24 protein-coding genes are annotated in these 25,461 nt (G+C 71.7%); 17 read left to right on the forward strand and 7 right to left on the reverse strand.

Annotated elements, in window-relative coordinates:
* Nucleotides 1–50 precede the first annotated feature (50 nt).
* The 6 genes from ACG83_RS17340 to ACG83_RS17365 all read left to right on the forward strand — a co-directional run bounded on the left by ACG83_RS17340 (nt 51) and on the right by ACG83_RS17365 (nt 5,709).
* Nucleotides 51–845, forward strand: a complete 795-nt coding sequence (locus ACG83_RS17340; protein ID WP_054567173.1) for a proline dehydrogenase — start codon at nt 51–53, stop codon at nt 843–845.
* 186 nt (nt 846–1,031) lie between these two features.
* A complete protein-coding gene (locus ACG83_RS17345; protein ID WP_054567174.1) occupies nt 1,032–2,003 on the forward strand; it encodes a TerB family tellurite resistance protein in 972 nt (323 codons plus the stop codon).
* 93 nt (nt 2,004–2,096) lie between these two features.
* Nucleotides 2,097–2,534: an NUDIX domain-containing protein gene (locus ACG83_RS17350; RefSeq protein WP_054567175.1), complete on the forward strand. Its 438-nt coding sequence runs from the start codon at nt 2,097–2,099 to the stop codon at nt 2,532–2,534.
* A 137-nt stretch (nt 2,535–2,671) separates the two neighbouring features.
* Nucleotides 2,672–3,391: a bifunctional 2-polyprenyl-6-hydroxyphenol methylase/3-demethylubiquinol 3-O-methyltransferase UbiG gene (locus ACG83_RS17355; protein WP_235497957.1), complete on the forward strand. Its 720-nt coding sequence runs from the start codon at nt 2,672–2,674 to the stop codon at nt 3,389–3,391.
* 64 nt (nt 3,392–3,455) lie between these two features.
* Complete coding sequence (locus ACG83_RS17360) at nt 3,456–4,145, forward strand: AIM24 family protein (protein ID WP_054567176.1); 690 nt, start codon at nt 3,456–3,458, stop codon at nt 4,143–4,145.
* 28 nt (nt 4,146–4,173) lie between these two features.
* Entirely contained in the window at nt 4,174–5,709 is a 1,536-nt protein-coding gene (locus tag ACG83_RS17365) for a CoA transferase (RefSeq protein WP_235497958.1), read from the forward strand.
* A gap of 285 nt (nt 5,710–5,994) precedes the next feature.
* On the opposite strand, the gene ACG83_RS17370 is transcribed toward ACG83_RS17365, so the two are convergent.
* Nucleotides 5,995–7,380: a hypothetical protein gene (locus ACG83_RS17370; RefSeq protein WP_054567177.1), complete on the reverse strand. Its 1,386-nt coding sequence runs from the start codon at nt 7,378–7,380 to the stop codon at nt 5,995–5,997.
* Between the two features lie 598 nt (nt 7,381–7,978).
* Here ACG83_RS17370 and bfr point away from each other — a divergent pair.
* The 6 genes from bfr (at nt 7,979) to ACG83_RS17400 (ending at nt 13,352) form a co-directional block, all read left to right on the forward strand.
* A complete protein-coding gene (gene bfr, locus ACG83_RS17375) occupies nt 7,979–8,461 on the forward strand; it encodes a bacterioferritin (RefSeq protein ID WP_054567178.1) in 483 nt (160 codons plus the stop codon).
* 332 nt (nt 8,462–8,793) lie between these two features.
* Nucleotides 8,794–9,426 (forward strand): alpha/beta hydrolase, encoded by a 633-nt coding sequence (locus ACG83_RS17380; protein ID WP_054567179.1) that lies wholly within the window; start codon nt 8,794–8,796, stop codon nt 9,424–9,426.
* A gap of 132 nt (nt 9,427–9,558) precedes the next feature.
* Nucleotides 9,559–9,993 (forward strand): helix-turn-helix transcriptional regulator, encoded by a 435-nt coding sequence (locus ACG83_RS17385; RefSeq protein WP_054567180.1) that lies wholly within the window; start codon nt 9,559–9,561, stop codon nt 9,991–9,993.
* On the forward strand, nt 9,990–11,243 hold the full coding sequence (locus tag ACG83_RS17390) for a cation diffusion facilitator family transporter (RefSeq protein WP_054567181.1): 1,254 nt from the start codon (nt 9,990–9,992) through the stop codon (nt 11,241–11,243). The genes ACG83_RS17385 and ACG83_RS17390 overlap by 4 nt, the downstream gene beginning before the upstream one ends.
* Before the next feature lie 102 nt (nt 11,244–11,345).
* A complete protein-coding gene (locus ACG83_RS17395; RefSeq protein ID WP_054567182.1) occupies nt 11,346–12,806 on the forward strand; it encodes an AAA family ATPase in 1,461 nt (486 codons plus the stop codon).
* 114 nt (nt 12,807–12,920) lie between these two features.
* The gene (locus tag ACG83_RS17400) at nt 12,921–13,352 is read left to right on the forward strand and encodes a CBS domain-containing protein (RefSeq protein WP_054567183.1); all 432 of its coding nucleotides are present in this window, start codon (nt 12,921–12,923) and stop codon (nt 13,350–13,352) included.
* A gap of 24 nt (nt 13,353–13,376) precedes the next feature.
* Here ACG83_RS17400 and ACG83_RS17405 read toward each other — a convergent pair whose 3' ends face one another.
* From ACG83_RS17405 to ACG83_RS17420, 4 genes are all read right to left on the reverse strand, one after another.
* Nucleotides 13,377–13,634 (reverse strand): hypothetical protein, encoded by a 258-nt coding sequence (locus ACG83_RS17405; RefSeq protein ID WP_035948607.1) that lies wholly within the window; start codon nt 13,632–13,634, stop codon nt 13,377–13,379.
* A 113-nt stretch (nt 13,635–13,747) separates the two neighbouring features.
* Entirely contained in the window at nt 13,748–14,383 is a 636-nt protein-coding gene (locus ACG83_RS17410; RefSeq protein ID WP_006538133.1) for a response regulator transcription factor, read from the reverse strand.
* A 196-nt stretch (nt 14,384–14,579) separates the two neighbouring features.
* Entirely contained in the window at nt 14,580–15,836 is a 1,257-nt protein-coding gene (locus ACG83_RS17415; RefSeq protein WP_235497959.1) for a DUF2889 domain-containing protein, read from the reverse strand.
* Between the two features lie 554 nt (nt 15,837–16,390).
* Nucleotides 16,391–17,095 carry a hypothetical protein gene (locus ACG83_RS17420; RefSeq protein WP_235497960.1) on the reverse strand — a complete coding sequence of 235 codons (705 nt, stop codon included), beginning with the start codon at nt 17,093–17,095 and terminating at the stop codon, nt 16,391–16,393.
* An 814-nt stretch (nt 17,096–17,909) separates the two neighbouring features.
* On the opposite strand from ACG83_RS17420, the gene ACG83_RS17425 reads away from it, so the two are divergent.
* From ACG83_RS17425 to ACG83_RS17435, 3 genes are all read left to right on the forward strand, one after another.
* Entirely contained in the window at nt 17,910–20,099 is a 2,190-nt protein-coding gene (locus tag ACG83_RS17425; RefSeq protein ID WP_152991410.1) for a tetratricopeptide repeat protein, read from the forward strand.
* Nucleotides 20,100–20,367: 268 nt separating this feature from the next.
* Nucleotides 20,368–21,405, forward strand: a complete 1,038-nt coding sequence (locus ACG83_RS17430; RefSeq protein ID WP_054567185.1) for an MBL fold metallo-hydrolase — start codon at nt 20,368–20,370, stop codon at nt 21,403–21,405.
* 314 nt (nt 21,406–21,719) lie between these two features.
* Entirely contained in the window at nt 21,720–22,088 is a 369-nt protein-coding gene (locus ACG83_RS17435) for a hypothetical protein (RefSeq protein WP_235497961.1), read from the forward strand.
* A gap of 306 nt (nt 22,089–22,394) precedes the next feature.
* On the opposite strand, the gene ACG83_RS45430 is transcribed toward ACG83_RS17435, so the two are convergent.
* A complete protein-coding gene (locus tag ACG83_RS45430) occupies nt 22,395–23,486 on the reverse strand; it encodes a hypothetical protein (protein WP_054567187.1) in 1,092 nt (363 codons plus the stop codon).
* Nucleotides 23,487–23,604: 118 nt separating this feature from the next.
* On the opposite strand from ACG83_RS45430, the gene ACG83_RS17445 reads away from it, so the two are divergent.
* Entirely contained in the window at nt 23,605–23,898 is a 294-nt protein-coding gene (locus ACG83_RS17445) for a hypothetical protein (RefSeq protein WP_083473331.1), read from the forward strand.
* Nucleotides 23,899–23,925: 27 nt separating this feature from the next.
* Nucleotides 23,926–24,813: an undecaprenyl-diphosphate phosphatase gene (locus tag ACG83_RS17450; protein ID WP_054567188.1), complete on the forward strand. Its 888-nt coding sequence runs from the start codon at nt 23,926–23,928 to the stop codon at nt 24,811–24,813.
* Nucleotides 24,814–24,835: 22 nt separating this feature from the next.
* Here ACG83_RS17450 and ACG83_RS17455 read toward each other — a convergent pair whose 3' ends face one another.
* On the reverse strand, nt 24,836–25,417 hold the full coding sequence (locus ACG83_RS17455) for a TetR/AcrR family transcriptional regulator (RefSeq protein ID WP_054567189.1): 582 nt from the start codon (nt 25,415–25,417) through the stop codon (nt 24,836–24,838).
* Between the last annotated feature and the right edge of the window lie 44 nt (nt 25,418–25,461).

The following is a 25,461-nucleotide window of genomic DNA, read 5'->3' on the forward strand; positions in this document are numbered from 1 at the left end:
GGTGACTGGTCGGTTGGACACCGCCGAGCCGCTACGTGAGGCTACTTTATGTGTCCAGGCAGTCTCGATCGTCCTTCGGCGGCGGCCCGATGGACGCGCTCGCGCGCGCCGCGCTGGCGGCCGACGACCGGATTCTGGCGACCATCGACCGGCTCGGCCCGGCCGCGGCGGACAGCGCTGCCGCCGACGCCGCCACCAGGGCGTATCTGACCCTGCTGGACCTCGCCGATCGCGCGGGTATCGCCGAGGATCTCGACATCTGTCTGCGGCTGCCCGCGATCGGGCGAGAGATCCCGCACGACGGCGAGAAGAGGGCCCGTGACAACGCCGCCGAGATCTGTGCCCGGGCCCGGGCCGTCGGCGCGACCGTCACGCTGGCGACCGACGGCGACATCGATGATCCGGCTTCGGTGGACGAGGTTCTGGCGGCCCTGGCGGACCTGCGCCGTGCGGCGCCGACGACCGGGGTGACGCTGCGCGCCGATCTGCGCCGCACCCCGGCCGACTGCCGGGAGCTGGCCCGGTCGGGCGCCCGGGTGCGGCTGCGGCTGCGGCCCGGCTGGCACCTGGTCCGGCGGTCGGTGGCGACGGCGGATCCCGCGTTTCATGACCAGCGCCGTGGGTTCGCGGCCTGTCTGGGGATCCTCATGGCCGGGCCGGGCTATCCGATGATCGCTACCCAGGACCCGCGGCTGATGGCGCTGACCACCCGGCTCGCCGCGCGGGCCGGGCGCCACCCGGACAGCTTCGAGTTCCAGACGGTGCGTGGCACCCCGCGCCGTGAGCACCGCCGGCTGGCCGCGACGGGATACCGGGCCCGGATCTACGTCTCCTACCGCAGGTAGGGCGGCGTCCGCGGCAGGTGAGGCGGCGCCCTCGGACGGATGTCGCCGACCGGACCACATCGGTCCGGGCGCGGGTAGGCGATGCGCTGCCCGGCCCTCCCCCGTCTGGGGGATGATGTAGGACGCGTGTCCTCCGAACGGACACCGTGACTCCTCGTCCTCGCCCCCGTCGGGAGGTACTCCGCGATGTCCCCGCCTGCCCTGATCCGGCTTGAGGCTCGCCTGCTTGTCCGGGTTGGTGACAGCGTCCTGCTGGCCCGCTCACCGGGTGACGACTGGCATGAGCTGCCCGGCGGCCCGGTGCCGCCGGGGGATAACACCGAACGTGCGTTGGCCCGTGAGCTGGCCGGCCTTGCCGGAGGTGTCGTCCTCGGCGGACCGGCGGCCGTGGGGCCGTCGGGCGGCTGGCGTTTTCTCGGTGCCGCCGAACACGCCGGCGACGCGCTCGGCAACGCCGCCGCCCCGCAGGTCGCGCACACCCTGACCATCCTGTTCGCCGCCGACTGGTCCGACGGGGCGCCCGTCCCGCCCACCTGGCAGGGGCGCGAGCTGGTCCTGGTCGACGCGGGCCTGCTCGTCGCGACCCGGCTCCGTCCGCTTCCGGTGGCCACGGCGGTGCGCCGGTGGGTGCTGGACGAGTGGCCGCTGTGGCGCGGGATGGCGTCCGGTGTCGGGGACGTCGGGCGCCTCGGCCGCCGGCTGAGCGTCGCGTCGCTGAAGGCGCAGCTCGCCGCCAGGCGCGAGGAACTGCGCGGCAACGCCTTCCGCGACGCGGCCGTGGCGATGTGCGCGCTGGTGACGGCCGCCGACGGCCGGGTGGATCCGGCCGAGCGCGAGGGGCTGCGTGCCTTCGTCGCCAGCGATCCGGTGATGTCGCACTTCGCCCCGGACGAGCTGGAGGCGCTGTTCGACGCCCACCTCACCCGGCTCGTCAGCGATCCGACGCAGGGTCGCGCGACCGCACTGGCCGAGATCGCGAAGGTCCGGAACCGGCCGGCCGAAGCGGCGGCGGTGATCGCGCTGGGTGAGGTCATCGGCCGGGTCGACGGTGAGTTCGTCGTCAGTGAGCAGGCAGTGGTGCTGGACGCGGTGAACGTGCTCGGGCTCGATCCCGCGGAGTTCGCCCCGGCCTCGCTGCCGGCCACCCGTGGCGACTGACCGCCGCCGCAGCAGCCTCCACCGGCCACCGGCCGCCGAGGCCCACCCCCTGCTCGGATCCGCACCGATGTGTCTAGCCCTCCTGGAGCGTTCATGACCGCCGCTGCCCCTGTCGAGATCAGCGCCCGGGTGCTGTTCCTCCGGCACGACCGAGTCCTGCTGGCGAACCGCCGCGGGCAGTCCTGGTTCTACCTGCCCGGCGGGAACGTGGACCCCGGCGAGACCGTGGAGGCCGCGCTGCGGCGGGAGACCCGCGAACAGGCTGGATTCGAGGTCGCCGACCTGGAGTTCATCGGCTGCGCCGAGCATGTGTACGTCGAGAAGGGCGTCCGCTACCAGGAGATCAACGTGCTGTTCGCGGCGGACCTGCCGTGGGGCGCGCAGATCGGCAGTTGGGAGTTCGACGTCGACCTGACCGCGGTCACGCTCAGCAGCCTGCACGGGCTCGACCTGCGTCCGGCCAGCCTGCGTGCGGTGATCGAGGGCTGGCTCACCGACCGGGTGCCGGCATGGCACGGAGCGGCGGTGTAACACCGGCTTCCAGCTGCTCCGACAGCCTCGCTGCTCCGATAGCCTCGGCCGGTGGTGGTTCAGGGTTTGGCCGGCGCGCCCGGCCTGGTGAGCGGGCCGGGCCTCGCCGGCGCGGCGGGCGGCCGTGGGGCGTGGCGATGAGTGACACCGCCGCCGTTGACGGCGCGGGTGGGCCCGGGCTCGGTCCCGGCGGGCGGCCCAGCCGCTGGGCCAGCCTGCACGCAACGGGCGGAACCAGCGGAACGAATGACCGCCGGTCCGCCGCGGCCTCCGGCGGCCTGGGCGAGCGTTATGAGCGGCGGTTCGCCGAACTGGCCGCTGCTGGGATGGATGTGCACGGCGAGGCCGCTCTCTGCGCAGCCCTGGTCCCGCCGGGCGGACGGATCCTCGACGCCGGATGCGGTACCGGGCGGGTGGCGATCCGCCTGGCCGAACTGGGCTATGCCTGCACCGGCGTCGACGTCGACCCGTCGATGCTGGCGCGGGCGCGGGCCGCCTCCGACTCCGTCTCGTGGGTCCTCGCCGATCTCGCCGATCTCGTGGGCCTCGCGGATCCGGACGGCCAGTTCGACCTGGTCGTCGCCGCGGGGAACGTCATACCACTCCTGGCCGAGGGCTCCGAGGCGCGTGTGGTGCGGGCCCTTGCGGAGCGGGTGCGGCCTGGTGGTCTGCTTGTGGCCGGGTTCGGTCTGGACGCCGCGCACCTTCCACTGCCCGAGGCGCCCTTCGGGCTCGCCGAGTACGACTCGTGGTGCGCACAGGCGGGGCTGGCCCTGGAACGCCGCCTCGCCACCTGGGAAGGCGCCCCGAGCGCACCGGGTGACGGCTACGCGGTCAGCATCCACCGCCGGAGCTGACCGCGGCTCGCGCTGTCTGGCCGGTGGCTGCGGCACTCGACAAACGTGAGATGGAAAAGGCTCAATGGTGTCCGTGAATCAACCACTCGGGCAGCATGCGGCAGGAAATGACGGTGGGCAGCCGTTCGGCCTGGAATCGGGCGACCGGATGCTGCGGGTTCGCCTCGACGGTGGCGAGATGTACGCGAAGCAGGGGTCGATGGTCGCCTACCGCGGCCAGATCGATTTCGCCTACAAGGGCCAGGGCGTCGGCGGCTACCTTCGGCGTGCGGTGACCGGCGAGGGCCAGGACCTGATGCGGGTCAAGGGGCGTGGCACGGCCTGGTTCGCCGAGTCCGGAAGCCACATCTCGATCTTTCACCTGGACAACGACCGCCTGACCGTGAACGGCCGCAGTCTGCTTGCCCTGGAGTCCGGCATCCGCTACAAGATCACGACGACGTCGGGGGGTGTCGGCGCGATGATCGCGGGAGGCGTGTTCAACACCGAGGTGTCGGGCACCGGCGGCGTCGCGGTGCTGTGCCTGGGCAGCCCGCTGGTCCTGTCGACCGACGAGCCCGTGTGCGTCGACCGGGACGCGGCCGTCGCCTGGACTGCAGGCGTTCGTACCCGGGTCGTGTCCTCCTTCAAGATCGGAAATCTGTTCGGCCGCTCGTCCGGGGAGCTCGCGCAGATCGAGTACACCGGGCGGGGTGGTTTCGTGGTGGTCCAGTGTGGTGAGATTCCGGCCCGTGGTGCCGAACCGAGCGGCTGACGGTCGCCATTCGCGGACGGGGCCTGCGGTGGTGGCGGCAGCCCCGTGGGCGCTGGTCGAGCTCGGCGACGCCCTGCGCGCCGCGGGCCTTCCCGTGCCGGCGGAGGCCACGACCGGTGGCGGTGGCCCCGGGAGTCGGCCGATGCCGATGCCGGTGGCGCCGACGCCGACGCACAGTGCCCTGGACTGGGCGGAGTCCGGGCTGATGGCTCTCACCGGCCAACCGGGGCGGCCACCGGTCGTCCCGGCAGCCCCGGTGCTCGACCGTGCCCGCGCCGCCGCCGAGCTGCTGACAGCAGTGTCGACCTGGCTGGGCTCGCCGGTGTTCGCCGATGTCGCGGAGATCCTCGGCGGCCGGGCCGCCCTCCTCGGCCTGCGCCGTGGCGGCACTGTCTCCGCGAACGGCAGCTGTCGGTTGATGCGGGCCGCCGACGGCTGGGTCGCGGTCAACCTCGCTCGCCCGGACGACGTCGACGCAGTCCCCGCACTGCTCGGTGCCGAGATCACGGATGACGTCTGGGACGCGCTGGCCGCGGCATTGCCGCGGTGGCGCAGCCGTGACCTGGTGGAGCGCGCCTGGTTGCTGGGCCTGCCGGTGGCACCGTTGCCTTCCGCCGCCGCCGCTGGTGCTGGTGCTGGTGGCGCTGGTGATGGCGGCGCTGGCGGTGCTGACGCTGGCGGCCTCGATCCAGGGTCCGGTTTCGCGGTGGTCCGAGTGTCCGGTGGAGCGACCGGGCGCCGTCCGTCGTCGGACGGCCCACCTGGGTCGCCTGGGCCGACGTCGGCTCCCGCCCCGCTCGTGGTCGACCTGTCGTCGCTGTGGGCCGGTCCGCTGGCCGCGCGACTGCTGGGGCAGCTGGGCCTGCGAGTGATCAAAGTCGAGAGCGTGCACCGCCCGGACGGGGCGCGCCGCGGTGATCCGGACTTCTACCGGTGGCTGCACATGGGCCAGGACGAAACCCGTTTCGACTTCCACGAGCCGGCCGGGCGCGCGGCCCTGCAAGACCTGGTCGAGCAGGCGGATGTCGTCATCGAGGGGTCCCGGCCACGTGCGCTGGCCCAGCTCGGGCTGGACGCGCAGGCCTGGGTCGCGGCCCGGCCCGGGCGGGTCTGGCTGAGCATCACCGGGTACGGGCGGCGTGTCGCCGCGCAGGCCGACGGCGCGGGGCCGGTCGCCTTCGGCGATGACGCGGCGGTGGGTGGGGGCCTGGTGGCCTGGGACCAGATGGCGCCGGGTGGCCCGGTGCCGGTCTTCTGCGGCGACGCGATCGCGGATCCGCTGGCTGGACTCTTCGGTGCGTTGGCGGTCGTGCTCTGCCGGGCCGGTGGCCGGGGAGCGCTGGTGGACGTGGCGATGCGTGACGTCGCGGCGTTCGTCGCCGGCCCGCGCAGCGGTGTGCGCGGTGGGGGCGGTGGGGGCGGCGGAAGCCGAGCGAGGGGAGCCCATGAGCAGGGCGAACCGCCGTGGGAGGTAACCGGCTCGGATGAGCTCGGCTGGACGGTGCACCAGGCCGGCCGGCAGGCTCCGGTGCGTCCCCCGCGGCCTCCGCAGCTGCGCGGCTGAAACCGCCGCTGGCGGATGAACCCGGGCTGCCAGGTTCCGGCCCCGAGCCCCTCGCTTCCGCTGCCTGCTTCTGAGCAAGGAATGGGTGCAGCAACCGGAATCCGCACTTCTTGCGGATTGTCAAATTACTCCGTGTCCTGTTTATTGCTGTTGGTCGGGATTTCGCTGGGCGCTCCCAGGTGACCACGATCCTCAGATCTTGGTCGGCAGCAGCGGCAGCCAGACGAACCGGGCCTGGCTCGGGCGGCGCTCCCCGACGTGCTGTTTCAGGCGGAGCGATCGTGTTCATACGGGTCGGTCGTGGTCTCCCTGTGCGCCGACGATCTCGGTGGGCGGGTCGACATCCTTCCCGGGGTCGGTGTTGACCTGGCCTCGCCCAGCCCCAGCCCCAGCCCCTGTCCCGGAGCCGGAGCCGGCGTCGGCGTCAGCGTCGTGTCGGCCGGTCTCGGACGCGGCGGCCGTGGCACGGTGACCGTCGGTGCCGGGCTGCGGGGCCGGCATCTGCAGCACGACCTCGTCGCCGGCCACTGTGACGGCGTCGGCCGTGAGGTCGTCCGGTGAGGGCCGCACTGGCCGGGGCCCGGTCTGGCCTCGCCGCAGCGCCGCGTCGTAGGCGGCGAACCGGTAGGGAAGCCGCTCGAAGTGGGACGGTCGGTCGCTGGCGTGCGGTCCGGTGGACTGCGGGGAGCGGCGCAGTGTGATCAGCCGGGGTCTGCGCATCCGCACGGCCACGGTGCGTGCAGGTGTGCCGGCGATCCAGATCGCCACACCGACCGCCGCCAGCCACAGGCTCCACACCATCCGCGCGAACAACGGCAACGGTGCCAGGGGCACCAGCCCCGCCGTGGCCGCCGCACCGCCGACGAGCAGCGCGGCGCAGACGAATCCCCCGCCCACGAGAGCCGGACGCGACCACAGCATGCCGCGCACGCGAAGCGAGTCGACCCAGGCCCGGATGATCGCGATGAGAGGGCCGAAGGGGCCGCTGTGGCGGGTCACGCCACGCCCGATCGGGCGCAGCGGGCCGAATGGCCACCACCCGTCGAAGATCGGGTCGATGAAATGGGTGGCTACGAGTGTCGTCCAGGCCGCGAGCAGGAGGGCCCCGAGTGTCTCCCCGGACACGACGCCGGCCGTGACGCGCAGCAGGTCGAAGGTGATCACCTCGGGGGGGATCCGCCCGGGTACCTCGGTCGGGCGAGCGAGCAGGGGGACCCCGACCAGCCAGATTGACCACTCGAAGATCATCATCGTGCTTGTCGCCAGGCTGACCCACAGGAGCAGTCGGCGGGTGCGCCGCCTGCCGTCCAGGTGGGGGGTGGAGTGGGCGGGGCTCGACGGGCCGGTGTCGAGGGGCCCGGTGCCGAGGGGCCCGGTGTGCCGGCCGCCGTCGGCGGTGCCGGTGACGGGCTGTGTGGGCAGCGGATCCCTCGGCGAGGGCCGGATGAGTCTCGCTGTCAGGGGGACAAGAAGGAATGCGGCGGTCGCGGCGAGTGCGGCGAAGGGGATGAGCGTGCTCAGGTGCGCGCCCAGGTCCGCGAGGGTCGCCTCGGCCGGCTCGTTGAGCAGATACGGGTAGCCGAAGGCGCGTACCAGCCCCAGCAGGCCCAGGGCGTTGGCGAGCGCGCAGCAGACGAACAGGGCACCACCCATGTTCGTACCGCGCTGCATCGGGACCACTCCACCTGTCGACGGGGTTCCGGGGAACCTGCTACCCGCAGAGCGTCGCATGTCTGTAACTCTTCGCGCTCCCGCAGGGTCCGGTGGCCTGCCTTGAGGTGCGGTTGGCGTTCGTGGCCGGGCGCACCGCTCGTCGCGCGTTCCGGATGGGTGCCGCAATTGGCGCCCCGTGAAACCGGCCCGGCTGGACCGTGTCGCGACAGGGCGCTTGCGTACGCTTACGTCCTCGTTATGGGAGTGGCCGGCAACAGATCGGCCCGGTCGGGCCGGTGGCCTGTTATCGCTGCGAGGGCGTGGTGAATCCCGTTCGGTTCAGGTGCGCCAGGACCGGTCAGCGAAGCCTTCCCTAACTGAGGAAAGGCTAGCCTAAACGGGTGTCGATGTGACCTTCGCGGCTCTCCTGCCGTTATGTGTTCCGCCCATCTGTGTGGTTTCCTGTTTCCTGGGCTATTTCGCGGTGGGCGGTGACGGCGGCCAACTGGCTTGCCGTGCCGGGCACGCCGAGGTAGTCCGTTCAGGGCGGTCGCGGGCGCGGCCGTCCGGGAGGGCGTCGTCCGTGGTCGGCTGACGCGAGAGGCGAGTGAGGGAGATGGCGAAGGTGCGTGGCGACAAGGACATCATCGACCTGTTGAACCGGGTACTGACGAACGAACTGACAGCCATCAACCAGTACTTCCTGCATTCCCGGATGCAGCGGAACTGGGGTTATCGGCGCATGGCTGAGTACTACTACCACGAGTCGATCGACGAGATGCGACACGCAGACGCTCTGATTGAGCGCGTGCTCTATCTGGACGGTCTACCCAATCTGCAGCGGCTGCACTCCCTGCGGATTGGTGAGACGGTGCCCGAGCAGCTCGAGACCGACCGCTCGCAGGAGGACGAGGCCGTGGAACTGCTCCGCGGCGGAATCGCGTTGTGTCGTTCGAAGAACGACGTGGGATCGGCCGTTCTGCTGGAGAAGATCCTGGTCTCCGAAGAAGAGCACATCGACTGGCTGGACGCCCAGCTCACGCTCATCGAGCAGCTCGGCGCGACGAACTACCTGACTCAGCAGATCCACGAGAGCTGAGCGGCGCGGGGCGCCCGGTCAGGCCGGGAAGCTGCTCCTGCGCCCGGCCGGCGCTCCTGGGGCGGAGCGCGTGGCCGGGCGCGGTTCTGCGCGGCCACGGTGCGGTCGGCGCTGCCCGGGATTTCGGGCAGCGCCGACCGGTGGTGTGGAGGCGATCCGGGGTGTCGTCCGCCGGACACGGACTACCTCGTGTGCGTGCTGCCGTGGCGTCCGGCCGAGGGGGATAGTGTGCCTGGCCGGAAAGATCCGCGCTCACACGTTGTTGTGAGCGTCATGCCCCGCCGTGGGCCGCGACGGCGCAACGGAGCGCCAGAGAAGGAGAACACGGCTTCATGACGCCCCTGACCGCAACAATCAGCCCCCGGCTGGCCGAACACGACATGGACCCGGCCAGTCGCCTCGCCGGAGAGGCCGTCCGGGCCACCGTCGCCATGCTCATGGGCCGGGGGGAGAGTCCGAAGCCCTACGAGTGGCTCGCCGCACGGCTCGCGCTCGACGGCTACAGCGCCGCGATCGTGCCGGGCGGCGTCAACGTCGCTCGTGCCGTCGGTGAGGTCCGCCGGCCAGGGCTGCCCTTCGTCCTGCTCGGCTCCGACTCGGGGGCACTGGCCGCGCTGGCGATGGCAGGCTCACCGGCCGTGCGCCCCGACGGGCTCGCCCTGCTCGGGCTGCCGCTGCTGCATGTGCCCGTCGCGGGTATCCCGGTCGCGGATCCGCCGCCGCGGGTGCTGCCCGACATCCCCATACTCCTCGTGCATGGCCGAGATGATCAGATCAGTCCGCTTTCGCTGGTGCGGATGACGACCCGGACGGCCACCCGTGCGGAGCTCACCGTGGTCCCGGGCGGGCACTCGGTGCTGGCCGGGCCGGGTCGGCGCTGCGTGCCGGCCCGCGTTCTCCTGTTCATCGAGGAGCTCATCGACCGCATCGACCGCATCGACGACATCGACGACATCGACGGCTGAGCGCGGACCCGGGCGGTGCTCCCGGGTGTGGTACTGGGCGGATGGGCCTGCCGGCGCGTGCCGGGTGGCCCGTCCGCATCAGGAGATAGTTCAGGGTCGCCTGATGTCAGCGTCCGCTGTACTGTTCAGTACATGGTGAAGCTTGTGGCGCATGGAGAGGTGCTGGCGAGGTTCGGGCACGCGCTGTCCGACCCGACCAGGGCACGGCTCCTTCTGGTGCTACGCAAGGGTCCCTCCTATCCCACGGAACTCGCCGAGATCCTTTCGGTGAGCAGGACGAACCTGTCGAACCATCTGGCGTGCCTTCGGGGCTGCGGCCTCGTGGTCGCGGTGTCCGAGGGCCGGCGGCTGAGGTACGAACTGGCGGACTCCGCTCTCGCGCACGCGTTGGACGACCTGCTCAGCGTGGTCCTCGCCGTGGATCCCGACCACGCCCATGACGACCATGCCCATGACGATCCGCTCGACGCACCCGCGCCGCATCACGTGGAGCTGTCGACGGCGGAGTTCTCCCCGGCCGCCGTGGCCGGGGCCGAGCCCGGCCGTGACGATCGGCCGGACCGGTGAGCTCCTCCGACTCCGAGGCCCGTCGGCGGCGTGACGTTCACGACCATGTTCCGAGGCAGCCCCGGGGCATTGGAGCTGCGGCACCGACGGGTCTGACGGCTCCGGCGGGCGGCGAAGCCGCGGCGCACGGCGGAGACGGCCATGGCCACGGAGGGCACACGCACGGCCTCCGCGGGCCCGCCCACGATGCCGGCGGGCACCACGCCGGCGGGCACCACGCCGGCGGGCACCACGCCGATGAGCACCACGCCAATGAGCACCACGCCGATGAGCACGGTGCCCACGGGCATGGTGCCGACGGGCGCTCGGCACGCAGCTACACCGCCCAGGCCCGCAGGCTGGCGATCGCGACCGCGGCGAACGTCGCGATCGTCATCGGCCAGGGCGCTGCCGGCCTGATCATCGGTTCGGTCGCACTGTTCGCGGACGCGGCGCACAACCTCGCCGATGCCGCGGGCGTCGCGTTCGCCCTGGTCGCACTGAGACTGGCTCGCCAGGAACCGTCCGCCACCCGCACCTTCGGCGGGTTGCGCTGGCCCGTGCTCGCTGCCCAGGCCAACGCCGCCAGCGTGCTGGTGGCCACCACGCTCGTCTGTGTCGAGGCGGTCAGCCGGCTCGCCCATCCCGGGCGCATCGACGGATTCGTGGTGCTGGTGGTCGCGCTGGTAGCGGCCGCCGGCAACGGCCTCAGCGCACTGCTCGTCCACGAGCGGCACGGCGACCTCAACACCCGTGCGGCCGTCATCCACCTGGCTTCCGACTGCCTGGTCTCGGTTGCGGTGGCCGGGGCAGGTCTCGTCATCTGGCTGACGGACGGCTGGTACTGGCTCGACCCGGTGCTCTCGCTCGTGGTCGCGGCGCTGATCGGCGTCCAGGGCCTGCGCCTGCTGGCGCAGACGTCCCGGGTGCTGCTCGAGGCGACTCCTGCCGGCCTGGACCTGGCCGCCGTCCACGGGGACGTGCTCGCGGTGGACGGTGTCACCGGGGTGCATGACATGCACGTCTGGAGCCTGTCGGACCGGGTCTTCGCGGCCAGCGCCCACATCGAGGTGGCCGGGCATCCGACGCTGGAGGAAGCCCGTACGGTCGCCGGCCGCGTCAAGGTGATGCTGGCCGACAAGTACGGCGTCGAGCACGCCACGGTGGAGACCGAGTGCGAGCCGTGTGCGCCGACCGGCAGCGACCCCTGTGGTGTCCGCGCGGTGATGACCCGGCACGCGACCAGGATGGTTCCGGCGCACCGCCACTGACATGCCGGTCGCCGGCGGATGTCCGGGCGACCGCTCCACCCGGCTTCCGGACGGGCACACCCCAGGTACGGGGCTTGTCCGTTCGAGCCGAGGGAGAACCAGGTGAACAGCTCGACGACGTCCAGGACGTCCGGCCAGCAGGCCGACGTCGCGCCGCCGCCCGGGGCGACCCGGCGCGGCGGCGGGGGACACCAGACCACCATGTCCACGGTCGAGACCGCGCACTCGACCCTGTTCTTCGTCTCCGACCGTGTCTTCAAGATGCCCAAACGCGCGGCTGTCGGCAAGGCGGATCTGCGCCGCCGGGAGGCGCGTGAGGAGGCCTGCCGCGCGGAGATCGTCCGGAACCGCCCGTTCGCGCCCGGGGTCTATCTGGGGGTCGCCGACGTCCGGGACAGCGCGGGCGCGCCGGTCGAGCACATGGTGGTCATGCGCCGGCTGCCCAGCGAACGCCGGCTCTCGGAGCTGCTCGCACGCGGCGAGCCGGTCGACGAGCCGCTGCGGGAGGTCGCGCGGGCCCTCGTCACCTTCCACGAGCAGTGCGAGACGTCCGCCGAGATCGCCGAGCACGGGCGGCTGCGGGATCTGGAAGCCGCCTGGCTGGCGGCGATCGAGGGGCTCACACCCTTCCAGGCGACCATGCTGGACGCGGCGGAGATCGCCGAGATCGACGAGCTGGGCCAGCGCTACCTGCGTGGGCGCCGGCCGTTGATCGACGGGCGGGCCGCCTGCGGACGGATCCGTGACGGGCACGGCAACCTGCTCGCCGAGCACGTCTTCTGCCTGGATGACGGGCCGCGGATCCTGGACCGGCTCTCGGCCGACGACGGCCGGCGCATCGCCGACGTCCTGGCGGACGCGTCCATGCTGGCCGTGGATCTCGAGCTGCGCGGCGCGCCGCAGCTGACCGGCCCGTTCTTCCGGTGGTTCGTGGAGTTCGCGGGGGAGACCCACCCGCCCTCGCTCACCCACTTCTACATGGCGCACCGGGCGATCCTGCTTGCCGGGGAGTCCGCGGTACGCGCCCACCTGGGGGATGAGACCGCGGCGGGCGAGGCCCGGCGCCTGGTCCGGATCGCCTTGGAGCATCTGCGCCGGGCCCGGGTGCGGCTCGTCCTGGTCGGCGGAGCGCCCGGAAGTGTCAGAGCCGCCTTCGCGGAGCGTCTCATCCGGGACGAGGACGGCTGGGTGCTCCTCGCCTCGGACGCCATCCGCGGTGAGCTCGCGGTGGAACGCGAGCTTGTGCCACCCGGCGCCGGGGCGCGCCGCGAGGGCCCGGCGGACGCGGACGCGGAGGCGGCGTCGGACTCGGGCCCGGCACGTGAGTTCGGCTCGGATGACGAGGTCCATGCCGAGCTGCTGCGCCGGGCACGTGAGGCGCTGGAGCGCGGCGACAGTGTGATCGTGCAGGCACGCTGGTCGGAGGCCGAGGCGCGGAAGGAGGCGGCCGCCGTCGCCGTGCGGACCTGGTCGGACCTCATCGAGCTCGACAGCTTCGACGCCCGCCTCTCACTCGACAAGGCAGTGCGCGATGGGCGGCTCGCCCTCGGCATCGCATCCTGATCGTGTGCATGTGATTACTTTGGGTATGTCATGGTCGGAAGTCGCGCGGGACGAACGCGCCATGACTCGGCGCAGCGCGAAGGACCGGGCAGTACCGACGGAGGGGGAACTCCCATGACGACGGCTCGAGACATCATGCACGGCGAGGCACGGTGCATCGGGGCGGACGAGTCGCTTACCGATGCCGCCCGCATGATGCGTGACCTCGGTGTCGGGGCGCTGCCGATCTGCGGCGCCGACGACCGGCTGGGCGGGATCATCACCGACCGGGACATCGTCATCCACTGTCTGGCGGAGGGGAAGGACCCGGCGAAGGTCTGCGCCGGCGACCTGGGCCAGGGCAAGCCCTTCTACGTGGGCGCCGACGCCGATCTGGATACCGTGCTCGACCAGATGATCTCGCATCGCGTGATGCGAATGCCGGTCATCGACAACAAGCGGCTCGTCGGCATGATCAGCGAGGCGGACCTCGCCAGGAACCTCCCCGGCGAGAAGATCGGCGCGCTCGTCGAGGCGATCAAGAGCGGGCCGGCTGATCAGCGCTGATCGATACCGCGCCGTGGGCGGGTGTCAGGTCGGATGCGCGCCCACGGCGCTGCGGATCTCGCGTCCGATGCCGCCGCTCTGGCGGGCGCAGTGCGCGCAGCAGAAGAAGCGCCCGGACACCTCCACGCCGTGGCCGATGACCCGGCAGTCGCAGTGCTCACATCGAGGCGCCAGCTTCTGCACGGCGCATTCGAAGCAGTCGAAGTGGTAGGTCTCCCCGGAGACCACACGCACCTCGAAGGCCATCCAGTACTCGTTTCCGCAGGTGTCGCAGGTCCGCAGGGCGGACTCACCGTTCAGCACACCTCCAGACGCTACGTGCAGCACCAGGCTGATCGCATTACGTGGCCGAAGTCGAGGGTTCTCCGGAGGTCTGAGATCAGGCCTTTCCGGGCTCAGGCCTTGAGGCGTGCGGCGAACACGGCGGCCTGGGTTCTGCTGGTAAGCCCGAGCTTGCCCAGAATCGCGGACACGTAGTTCTTCACCGTCTTCTCCGACAGATGGACGCACGCGGCGATCTGTCGGTTCGTCATGCCCTCGGCGATCAGCCGGAGAATCTGCCGTTCCCGTGCGCCGAGCGCGGAGAGCTGCTCGTCCTCGACGGGCTCGTCCCGCAGGCGGGCCAGGACCTTCTGGGTGACGGCCGGGTCGAGCAGCGACCGGCCGGCCGCGATCGTTCGGATCGCCCCCACGAGGTCGTTGCCTCTGATCTGTTTCAACAGGTACCCGGACGCGCCCGCCATGATCGCCGCGAACAGTGCGTCGTCGTCGTCATAGGAGGTGAGGATGAGGCAGCCGACGGTCGGCTGTGTGGAACGGATCTCGCGGCACACCTCGATGCCGTTGCCGTCGGGCAGTCGGGCGTCGAGTACTGCGACATCGGGCCGGGCGGCCGGTATGCGCCGCAGGGCGGAGGCCGCGGTGGAGGCCTCACCGACGACCTCGATGTCCCCGGAGTCCTCCAACATCTCGCGGATGCCCCGGCGGACGATTTCGTGATCGTCCAGGAGGAAGACGCGAACTCCAGTCATGATCAAGAAACTACTCGCCCGAAGGCGCCTGTCGGGCGCCCGGCGAGCAGGTCAGCCGGTATGGACCCCCGTGGGCAGGACTTTTGTCCGGGTGTCCTGATATCGAAAGACACAGTGACATGGTGTGCGTTTCGCAGCGCCCCTCCGGCCTGTCCACGAATATCCGCTCCCGGGCTGGCAGCCATGACATGTCAGCTCAGTCGGTACTGGGTTCTCCGAGAAACCCGATCAGTACGGGCAGGTCGCCGAGCGCGCGCAGAGTGTCATTGAGATGCGTGCAGGTCGAGGTTCCGACGAAGGTCCGGCCGATCGTGCGGCGCAGGTCGGTGGCGGGCATCCCCACGATGCGCCCGGCACTGCCGAGAGCTTCGGGGCACTCGGCTCCCGGAAGCACCCCCGCCCGGGCCTCCGAACGAGTGAACAGACCCGCCTCGTCCACATCGGCGTCGACACCGTACTCGTGCACGACGAACTCACGTCCGGGTGCCTCCAGGTAGGAGTCACGCAGCAGCGCGTCGACCCTGACCGCGACCCCGGGCGTGCCCTGGGCCGGGATGACGTCGATGCGGCGCAGCCGCCGCATGGCGTGCGTCGACATCGGCGGCAACGGATGCCACCCGAGGGGATCCTCCGCCACGGCGAGATCGCCGGCCGGGACACTGATCGGGCGGGCCGGAGACGTTCGATCGCCGGTGGCCTGGTCCCCGCTGCCGCCGGCGTCCCGATCGGCTCGCCGCTCGGCGGACAGACGCGCGAGCAGCCCCTCACGCTGCCACCCGGCGCAGACATCGATCATCGGATTGCCACCCGACTCCGCCCCTGCGTTCGGTCGGGACTCCGAGCGGTGGATGCCGTTGCGCCCCAGCGCCGCCCCCGACACGAGCACCGTGACCGGGACGTCGTCCAGGAGCTGGCCGAGCAGCAGACGGGCCATGGCCATGCGGGCCGTGCCCTGCGCGCTGTCCTCCGGATGGGCCGTGCTGTCAGGCCGGGCCGCGAGCACCTGGCGGGCGGCGGCGCGGAAGCCGGCGCGCGACGAGGTACCGACCAGGCTCGCCAGGCCGGGCACCGCCGGCTCGGATTCGATCTCCAGGATCGTCCCGGGCGCCGCCATGTAGTCGATCACGAGGCGCAGCCGAGCCTCGCCGAGCACGGTGGCGCCGCCGGCCGAGGTGGTCATCAGATCGCGGCCGGTGCTGGTCAGATGCAGCAGGCCGGTGAGGCCCTGCGGGCGCTCCATCATGACCGAGATCGTCCGCCGGACGGAGCCGGGCTGGCGCGCCGGCGTGCCGTGAACCGAGCCGGTGGTGCCGGGCCACAGCCCTGTGTCGTCCGGTGCTGCGTCGTCCGGTGCGGCGGTGACCGGGCGACGGCCGGTGGCGGCGTGCCGGACCCCGACGCCACCGGGCCTGGTGCCGTCCTCGACGGAGCGGGGCCGGCCGGTGGACGGCACGCGAGGAACGGGTCGGCCGGGCGCCGGCCTGAGAGGAGATGCCTGGGCGGCCGAAGGTGCCGTCTGACCGTGCGCCATGCGCATACTCCGATCACTGCTTCCTGCCGCCCGCATCCGACCGGCGCGGCTTCCCGCGGCCCGCGTTCCATGAACCCGTATTCGACGGACGCGACTTCGAGTCCATGGTGGGCGCGGCTATCCGGACCCAAGGGTATGGCGCGCTACCGGCGAATCCGTCCCCTGGCCGTGATGGCGCTTTTCACAGTGACCGCTGTGGGTGTGACCTGCGCCGCGCGATCGTTGGGTCATCCGGCGGCGCAGTGTCACTGGGCCGTTTCCGTCTCACGGCCTGTAGTCAGGGATGGGTCGGGTCCGAGTCGACGACGGAAAATGCTCACTCGCGGTTCTTCCGCGGTGCGGAGTCGACTGTTTGGAATTCAACGGGAAACATGTGATTTCGGTGACGCGGGGGTCTGCGGGAGTCCGGCGGGCCGGGCGAGCCGTGCGGGCGAGGAGGCCAGGTGGGTCGGGTGCGCCAGGTGGTCAAGGAGTGGTCAGGATGTCGGTGTGGTCCGGGGCTGGAAGGCGTCGGTCGGGACCGCCGCGGGCACCGGACTGCCGTATTCCGTGAAGGTGACCTCGAACCTGTCGTTCGCGTCGTTGAAGACCTGCCGCAGCGGTACGGGCTGGCCGACATTCGCGACGTACAACGAGGCCGTCTTCGTGGCGACCCGTACCGCGGGCTGGCCCTGTTCGGTCATCTGCTCGACGGTCGCGTCCTCACCTCCGTCGATGTCGGCCTTCAGGTCCAGGATCGCGTCGGCCGCGCTGCTGATCGACAGGTCGTCGTCGGCCGCACCGACCGGGCCGGTGTTGATCCACTGATCGGTCCTGGCACCCGGATACGGCCCGGCGGCGCTCGGGCCGCGGACGTACGCGACCCCGGCGACCCGCAGAATCTCGACCCGTTGCCCGTTTCCGTCGAGTACGCCGGTGACCGTGCCATCCGCGGTCATCCGTAACTCGGCTGACGAGGGTGAGCCGTCCTCGGTGCCGCGGCCGACATACCGCACGCTGCTGGTCGTTTTCAGCGCCTGGGCCGCGGTCGCGACGATCTCGCTGGCTGGCCTGGACTCGAGACCGTTGCTGGAGCCGGCCGCCAGGCGGTTCGCGGCCGCGGTGGCGGTGGGCTTTTCGGCGCCCTCGCCGCCTCCGCCGCAGGCCGCCAGCGCGAGTGAGAGTCCCACCGCGGCGGTCATGGTGGCTGCCCGAGACAATTGGGTGCGCGGATTACTCATCATCGACCTTTCTGGGCACCGGACCGGCGACGGCGTGGCAGCCCTACTCCGGTGTCGGTGGCCCGGTTGGAAATGGGTGGGTCCCGGTCCCTCGTGCGGAATGCCCACGGGGGACGTCGCGGACGATACGAGCATTTATGAGGACATGCATCAGAACGATTAGTCCACCGCTCGGCGAGTCCCGGCCCGGGTGGCATCGACGCCGGTTCGGTGGACTGACGGTGACTCGGATCTCCGCGCCGGGTGACCGTGGCCGCCAACTCGCACGTTCCGTGAGCTGGCCAAGGAGGGCCCGGGTTCCGGCCCGGGTATCGAGGCCCGGTCCCTCGCGGCCGGCTGTCCAGCGTGCGGCGGATGACCGCCGCGGCCCCATCGTGCCCACGTCCGGCGGCCCGCGAATCCCGCCGGCCCGGTACCCGTGTTCATGGCGGGATTTCCGGGACGACCAGCCTTACCATTCGCAGGCCTGTGGGGGAGTCCGGACAGGAACACCGGCCCGGCTGCTGCCGGCTTTCATCCTGTGCCGGCTGTGTCGGGGAAGGAGGAGTGTCGTTCGAGGCGTTGGGTAATGGGACTCCGCACGCGGTGCCGTCCCCGCGGCCGGGTTCCGCTACCGGTGCCACGCGCCACGAAACGATCGGAAGTGGGGAGCGGCAACGCGCATGTTGTGGTGGATTGGTCCTTTTCCGTCGCAGGTCCGGGCCAAAGGCGTCCCCGGCGGCGCACCGTGAGACGGAAAAGCCTCATTGTCGGTGTTGAAAGACGGGCGAACATCTTGACGGCGCCAGAGACGATGCAGGGGGCCGGCGATTCCGGCCGGCTGCCGCCGGTGTGGAACGTGCGGCAACGCGATCCGCATTTCGTGGGGCGGGACGACGAGCTCGTCCGCATCCATCGGGCGCTGCGCGGGGCGGCTACGCCCGACGGCGCCGTGGGAGCACGCGGCGTCGGCATTGTCTGCGCCGCCGGGGCGGACGAGGCCGGCGGAGTCGGCCGCTCCGAGCTGGCCGTCGAGTACGCCCATCGCTACCACGGCTGCTACCGCCTGGTGTGGTGGGTGGACGCGCAGACCCCGGCGCGGGCCGAGTCGTGTCTGCTGGGCCTGGCCGCGATCCTCGTGCCGGCCGTGACGGGGCCGGGTACCACCGTGCTGCGGGGGCTCTGGGCCGAGCTGGCCCGGCGCGCGGACTGGCTGCTGATCTACGACGACGTCGACGCGCCGCTGGACCTGGGGATCGCCGCACCGCCCGACACGGGGCACGTCATCATGATCGGCCGTGCGCCCGAGGTCGGCCGGCTCATGCCGACCCTGGTGGAGCTCGGTGACCTCGAGCGGGCCGATTCGATCCGGCTGCTGCGGCGACATGACACCCGGGCCGGTGAAGCGGAGGCGGCCCTGCTCGCGGCCACCGTCGGGGATCTGCCGCTCGCGCTCGCGCAGGCCGGTCGCTTCCTGGCCGGGACAGGGCTGTCGATCGCGGCCTACCTGCGCCTGCTCGACGAGCGGCACGTGCCCGGGACGGCCGAGGCAGCCGAGGCAGCCGAGGCGGCTGGGGCGGCTGGGGCTGCGAGCGAGGCCTCCGGCGGCGGCGGTCTGCCCAGGATCGTGGCCACCAGCCGTGCCTGGCTGGAACGTGACAGTCCGGCCACGGCAGAGATCCTGGACGGACTGGCGTTCCTCGCGACCGCCCCGTTTCCTCTCGTGGTTGCCGACGGCGTCGACGTGATCGGCGGTGAGCTGCTCCGGCTCGGGCTGGTCTGGCGCGACGAGGCCGGGATCCGGGTGCACCCGCTGGTGCGGAGATGGCTCCGGGCAGGGCTCGGGGGCGAGGATCGGCGGCGCCGAGCGCTGCGCGGCGCGCTGCGGCTGCTCACCCTCGCCGGCCGCGATCTTCACGACGGCGCTGAGGCGGGTCACTGGTCCCATCTCACGCGGCTCGAGCCGCACGTACGTGCCGTCTCGGCCTGGATGGACACGGCCGGCCCGGCCGGGGCCGAGGTGGAAAGCGCGGAGTTCCGTCGGCTGACGTTGCTCGTCGTGGGTTTTCTGCGTCGCTCGGGGCGGTACGAGGACGGCCGCGGGCTGAGCGGGCCCGTGCGATGCCGCTGGGCCAGGGACCTCGGGCCGGATCACCCGGATGTGCTCACCGCCGCTGTGGTCGAGGCCTCGATCCTGCTGGACGGCCTTGGCGTGGACGGCCTTGGCGTGGACGGCGGCCGCGCCACCGAAACCGGCTTCGGTGGCGCGGCGGCGCCGTCGGCAGGACCGGTACCAGCAGCAGGGCCAACAGCACCGGCTGTGACGGCCGCGGCGGTGACCGCGCAGATGCTTCTGACGCAGGCGCACAGCCGCCGGCTGCGGACACTTGGCCCGGACCATCGCGAGGTGCTCGTCGTGGCGAGCAGCCTCGCCCGCGCACACGGCGAGATCGGTGACCGCGGCGAGGCGGTGCGGCTGTACCGGGACACGCTTGGCCGCCAGCGCGACCGGTTCGGCCCGGACGATCCCGACACGTTGCGGTCGGCGCACGGCCTCGGCGACATCCTGGCCCGGCTCGGGGAGTTCGCGGAGGCTGACGTCCTGCTTCGGGACACCCATGCTCGGCGAGCCCGCCGGTGTGGCACCGACCACCTGGACACCCAGACCACCGCACTCGTCCTGGGGGTGGCTCTGCGTGGTCTCGGTCTGCCATGCGAGGCCCGTGTTCTCCATGAGCGGGTATTGGCATGGGCTCGGCGACAGCTCGGCTACGAGCACCCTCAGACCCTGGACGCCGCTCTGCAGCTTGCGCTGGACCTGGTGGCCCTCGGCGAGGTGGGCCGGGGGCGGGATGTCTTCACCGAGGTGATCGGCTGGGAGGTGTTCGGCTGGTTCGACGAGCCACCGACGGGCCCGGGCACGTCGGTGCCGCGGTGGGCGGCACGCCATCGGACCGAGATCGCGAAACTTTGGTCGGGCGGATGATCGGCCATCCCGCCTTCTGCACCGGCGGTCTGTTTGGGCTACCGTTCGATTAGTAGTAAAGATATATCGAATAATGTCGTCGCGTCCTGCTGGCGTCGACCGCGTGGGCCCTGGTTGGCCGGGTGATCGTGACGGCGCCGGTGACCGTGAGTGCGCGGTGCGCGGCCCTGGCTCCTGTGGGGCACCGGTCGAGCCGCCCGCGAACGCGCAGCGCAGGGAGGCGTGACCGGATGAAGGAAGCTGACCGTCGTACCAGTGTGATCAGCGCGTGACCGGGGTGGCGCGTCCGTCGGGCCCGCAACTGCCCCCGGTGGAACGGCTCCGGCCGGGTCTGTGGAGCATCCCGGTCCCGCTGCCGACCGCCGGGCTGACCCACGTCTTCATGTATCTGTTCGAGACCGATCGCGGTGCCTACGTGATCGACTCCGGCTGGGACACCGACGCGGCCTTCGCCGCCGTCGAGGCGGGGCTGGCCGTCGCCGGATACTCCGTCACGGATCTGCGCGGCATCATGCCCACCCACATGCATCCCGACCACTACGGACTCGCCGGGCGGCTGCGGGAGGCGTCCGGGGCCTGGATCGCGTTGCATCCCGCGGACGCCGCGCTGCTGCGCGCGCACCCGCTCGAACCGGCGGATCTGTTCCGGAACCTCAACGCGGAGATGCTGCGTGCGGGCGCACCGCCGAGCGCCATGCGCGCGTTCACCGTCGAGAAGCTGCCACCCGGTCCGTTCCCGGCCGCTGCCAGCCCGGACATCCTCCTCGACGACGGCGACCGCCCGGACGTCCCCGGCTGGGACCTGCGGGCCGTCTGGACACCGGGGCACTCCCCGGGGCATCTGTGCTTCTGGGAGCCGGCCAACCGGCTGCTGCTCTCCGGCGATCACGTGCTGCCCCGCATCACGCCGAACATCCCGTTCGGCGCCGCGGTCGGGGATGATCCGCTGGGGGACTACCTGCGCTCCCTGGACAAGGTCGACGCCCTGCCCGCCGAGGCCACGCTCCCCGCGCACGAATACCGCTTCGACGGCCTGACGGACCGGGTCGCGCAGCTGCGCAGGCATCACGACCAGCGCTTCGGCGAGGTGCTGGCCACGTTGGACGATGGTCCGGCGACCGCCTGGGAGGTCGCGAGCCGGATGGAGTGGTCACGGCCCTGGGACGAGATCGAGGGCTTCATGAAACGCAGCGCCGTGGCCGAGGCGCTGGCGCACCTGCGCGCCCTGGAGCGCCGCGGCGTGGTCGCGGAGCGTGCGGGCGAGCCGCCGACCTGGCGTCGCCGTGCCGCGGTGACCGACAGCTGAGCCGAGGGTCGTGACCGATATCTGCTCGGTCCGCATCAGTCAGTAGTTATGGTCCCGAGCTGGTCCGGATGTCGCCAACCTGGACCACCGAAAGTGTAGTCAGCACTGATCCTCTTCGCCGATATTTCCTCTTGCCGAGGACGGATCCGGAGTTCGCCACTACGATTTGGACGATGATCGTTGCGAGTGGGCTTCGTCGTTCAGACAACGGTGCGGCATTGTTCCACCGGCTCCGTGAGGGGGTTCTTACGCTCGATCCGGTCGTTGAGGGAATGCTCGGTCACACGGCTGGCACGATTGTGTGGGGTGCGCTGATGGAAATCGGCGCCGCGGAGGGAACGGTAACGGTCGTCTCGTTGGCCGACGGCACCACGAGCCTGTACGCGAGTGCTGGCGGCGGTGCGGTCGGGGGCGGTGCCCACGGCACGGTGGTCGCCGCCACCCGCCGCTTCCTGCAGGTGACGGAAGCACACCTGACCAGCTTCGAGGCGGACGGCGAGCGAGCGCCGGCACCGGCGGCGGGCCGCATCGTGTTCAGGGCGCTGACCTACGGCGGGCGCCGATACGCCGAGGCGGCCGAGAAGGACCTCCGTGAACCCGGCCACAGCCTTTCCCCGCTTTATCGGGCCGGGTATGCCGTAATCAGCAGGCTACGTTTCGTCGAGGCCGTCGGGGCATTCTAGGCGGCGACAGGTCGTGCTGCTTCCAGTCACCCCCGAGGGATGATCCGGTGGCGCCGCGTGATTTCTGCGTAAATCTTCTCCTGTCGTCGAAACGGTTGATGTGTTCGACGGCGTCAAGGGATCGGCTCTCCTCTTTTCGCCGTGATCCGCGGATGGAACGGTTTGTCGGGCCAGGCGTGGGGGCCGCGTCCGATCTGGGCGCTGATGTTCCGGGGTCGTCGCCGGGAGTGGCGGTTGGGCCGCATGGCTGCGCGTGCCCGGCGAGACGGCTACCGCCCCGCCCCTGGAGTCACGAGTAATATACGCTCAGTGACAATGAGCTGCTCGGGCTCGTTGCTTCATGGCGCACGACGGAGGGAACGGCCCCATGGCGACCAGTTCATCGGAGACCAGCGCGTCCAGTAACGGTGCGGGCGCCGTGGGCGGCCTCGCGCACCGGCCCGGTCCGATGCCGACCTTCACCGCTCCGACCGCCGTGGCTCCGGCCGCACCTGCGACCGGCGGGTCCGCGGCGACGTCCAGCGCGGAGACGAGGAAGGCCGCCGGGGCAGCCGGGTCGACCAACGGCGCCGAGCAGGTTCCCCCGAGCACCTCGAAGCCCGCCAGCGCTTCGAAGCCCGTCACCGCCTCGAAGTCGACCGGCGCTTCCGCGGCGGTGACGGTGCCCAGGGAGACCTCGGCTGCCGGGGCCACCTCGGCCGCCAAGCCCGCGGCCGCCAAGTCGTCGGCCAGCAAGTCCTCGGCCGCCAAGCCCGCGGCCGCCAAGGCGTCCGCCAACAAGGCGTCGACCGCCAAGCCCGCCGCTACCAAGTCCGCGGCGGCCAAATCGGCGTCGGGCAAAGCGTCGGCCGGCAAGCCCGTGCCTGCCAAGCCCTCCGCCGCCAAGCCCTCCGCCGCCAAGACCAAGGCGACCAAGGTCAAGGCGACCAGCGCTCCCGGGGCGACGACCGGCACCGGGGCGCCCTCGGGGCCGGCGAAGGCGACATCAGGTGGCGCGAAGACGGTGCCCGCGGCGCGCGTCGGTGGGAGCCCGGCCCAGCCCATGACGGCGTCGACCGGTAGCTCGACTGCCTCCCCGACAGGGAAATCCGCCGCTACCGAGGCGCTTGCGAAGCGGCGATCCGCCTCCGCTGCCTCCGCTCCCGGAGGCTCCGCCTCCCGGTCCACAACGTCCCGGTCCACAACGATCCGAGCGACGGCACCCCGGGCGACGTCGAGCCGCACCGCGCCGGCGCGGACTGCGACGACTCGCGCCACGACGCCGCGGGCCGGTGCGTCACGCTCCGCGGTTGCGCGGGCCACGACGTCCCGTGCCACGCCCTCCCTCACGGCGACGACGCGCACGACCGCCCCCCGGAGCGCCGCGAAGGCGCGGACGTCGGCCGGTGCCGCCCGCACCGCGCGTCACGTGTCGGTGACGGCCGGCTTCCCGAGGTCGGTCGCGTCCAGGATCGCTTCTGTCGCCTCGGTGGGGTCCGGGGCGACGGGGTCCGCCGCGAACACGATCGGGAGCGCGGTGGGCGGCGCGATCGGATCCGCCGTCCGCAGCCGTCGGCCGAATCACGACGAGCGGGTGGTGGTGCTGCATCTGCCCTACGTCACCGCCCGGCTGGAGATGGCACCGCCGCCGAAGGACGACGGGCGCCACCTCGGGCCCGTCCCGATCCCCTCGGCGAAGATGACGGCGTACTACATCGGGCTGGGGACACTCGCGGCGGTCGAGGCGATCGAGTGGCCGATCGCGGCCGCGCTCGCCGCGGGAAGCTACGTGGCCCAGCGCACGCGCGCGACGGCGACGGCGCACCGATAACGTCGTGTCCATGCACGGGACCTCGCGGTGAACTGGACCGAAGGCACGATCCTCGGGCTGGTCCAGGGACTCACCGAGTTCCTGCCGGTCTCGTCGAGCGCGCATCTGCGGGTCGTGGCGGCGCTGGCCGGCTGGGACGACCCCGGTGCGGCCTTCACCGCCGTGACCCAGATCGGCACGGCGGCGGCGGTGATCGTCTACCTGCGTTCGGACATAGCCCGCCTCGGTCGTGCCTGGTTCGGATCGCTGCCCCTGTCGGCGGGCAGCACCGGGGCCGACGCTCGGGACACCGAGGCTCAGGCCGCCGATGCCCGGCTCGCCTGGCTGATCGCGTTCGGCACCGTTCCCATCGGAGCCTGCGGCTACCTCTTCGAGGATGTGGTGAAGGGCCGGCTGCGTGACCTGCGGCTGATGGCCGGCGCCCTGGCCGGCGTCGGCCTGCTGCTCGGCGCCGCGGACCGCTGGGCGGATCGCCGGCCCGGTGATCGCAAGCCCCTGGCGGAGCTGTCCGCCCGCGACGGCCTGCTGATCGGGCTGGCGCAGGCCACCGCGCTGATTCCCGGAGTGTCACGGTCCGGCGCGACCATCGGCGGCGGGCTGGTGCTGCGGTACTCGCGTGAGGCCGCGTCGCGCTTCTCCTTCCTGCTCGCCGTCCCCGCGGTCGCGGTGTCGGGGGCGTTCGGGCTGCACCGGCTCTACCGTGAGGCGAGGCAACCGACGTCCACCGTGGCCTGGGGCCCGCTGGCGGGTGCGAGCGTGGTGGCGTTCCTCGTCGGGTACGCGGCGATCGCCTGGTTCCTGCGGTACGTGGGCGGGAACGACTTCACGCCCTTCGTCGCGTACCGCGTCGGCCTGGGGCTGCTGCTCCTGGCCCTCGTGCTCGCCGGACGGACCGAGGCCATCCCGGCCGCGTGATCGGGGTTGGGGCCGGTGCGGCTCAGTCCAGCGCGGCCAGCGCGAGACGGGCGGCGGCCCGAAGCCGGTCCGCGTCCGGCGCTGCCCGCGCGACGACACGGACGCCCTGCATCACGACGAGCAGGAAGTTGGCGATCTCATGCGCGTCCTTGTCCGGGGCGAGCTCGCCCTGCGCCTGGGCTCGTAGCAGGGAGGACAGCAGCGCCGTCTCCACCACGGTCCAGCTGACCGCCACCTGACGGGCGACCTCGGGTTCGCGTGGGGCGAGTTCGACGGCGGCGTTCACCACCAGGCAGCCACGCCGGTCCGGGTCGGTGAGTGCCTCGTCGATCCAGCTCCGGACGAACGCGCGCACCGCCGGCAGGGCCGGCCCAGGCTGGGCGAGGGCGGTGACGAAACCCGCCTCGCTGCGGAGCAGATAGCGCCGCAGGGCGGCCAGGTACAGATCGTGCTTGCTACCGAACGTGGCGTACAGGCTGGCGCGACCGATCCCGAGATGCTCGACGAGGTCCGTCATCGAGGTCGCCTCGAATCCCCGTGCCCAGAAGAGGTCCATCGCGCGCTCGAGCACCACGTCGGGGTCGAATTCCCTCGTCCTGCCCATGGACGCGAGACTAACAAGACCGAGCGGTCAAGAAAAGGTCGTGG

The organism is Frankia sp. R43 (assembly GCF_001306465.1).
Lineage (GTDB): Bacteria > Actinomycetota > Actinomycetes > Frankiales > Frankiaceae > Parafrankia > Parafrankia irregularis.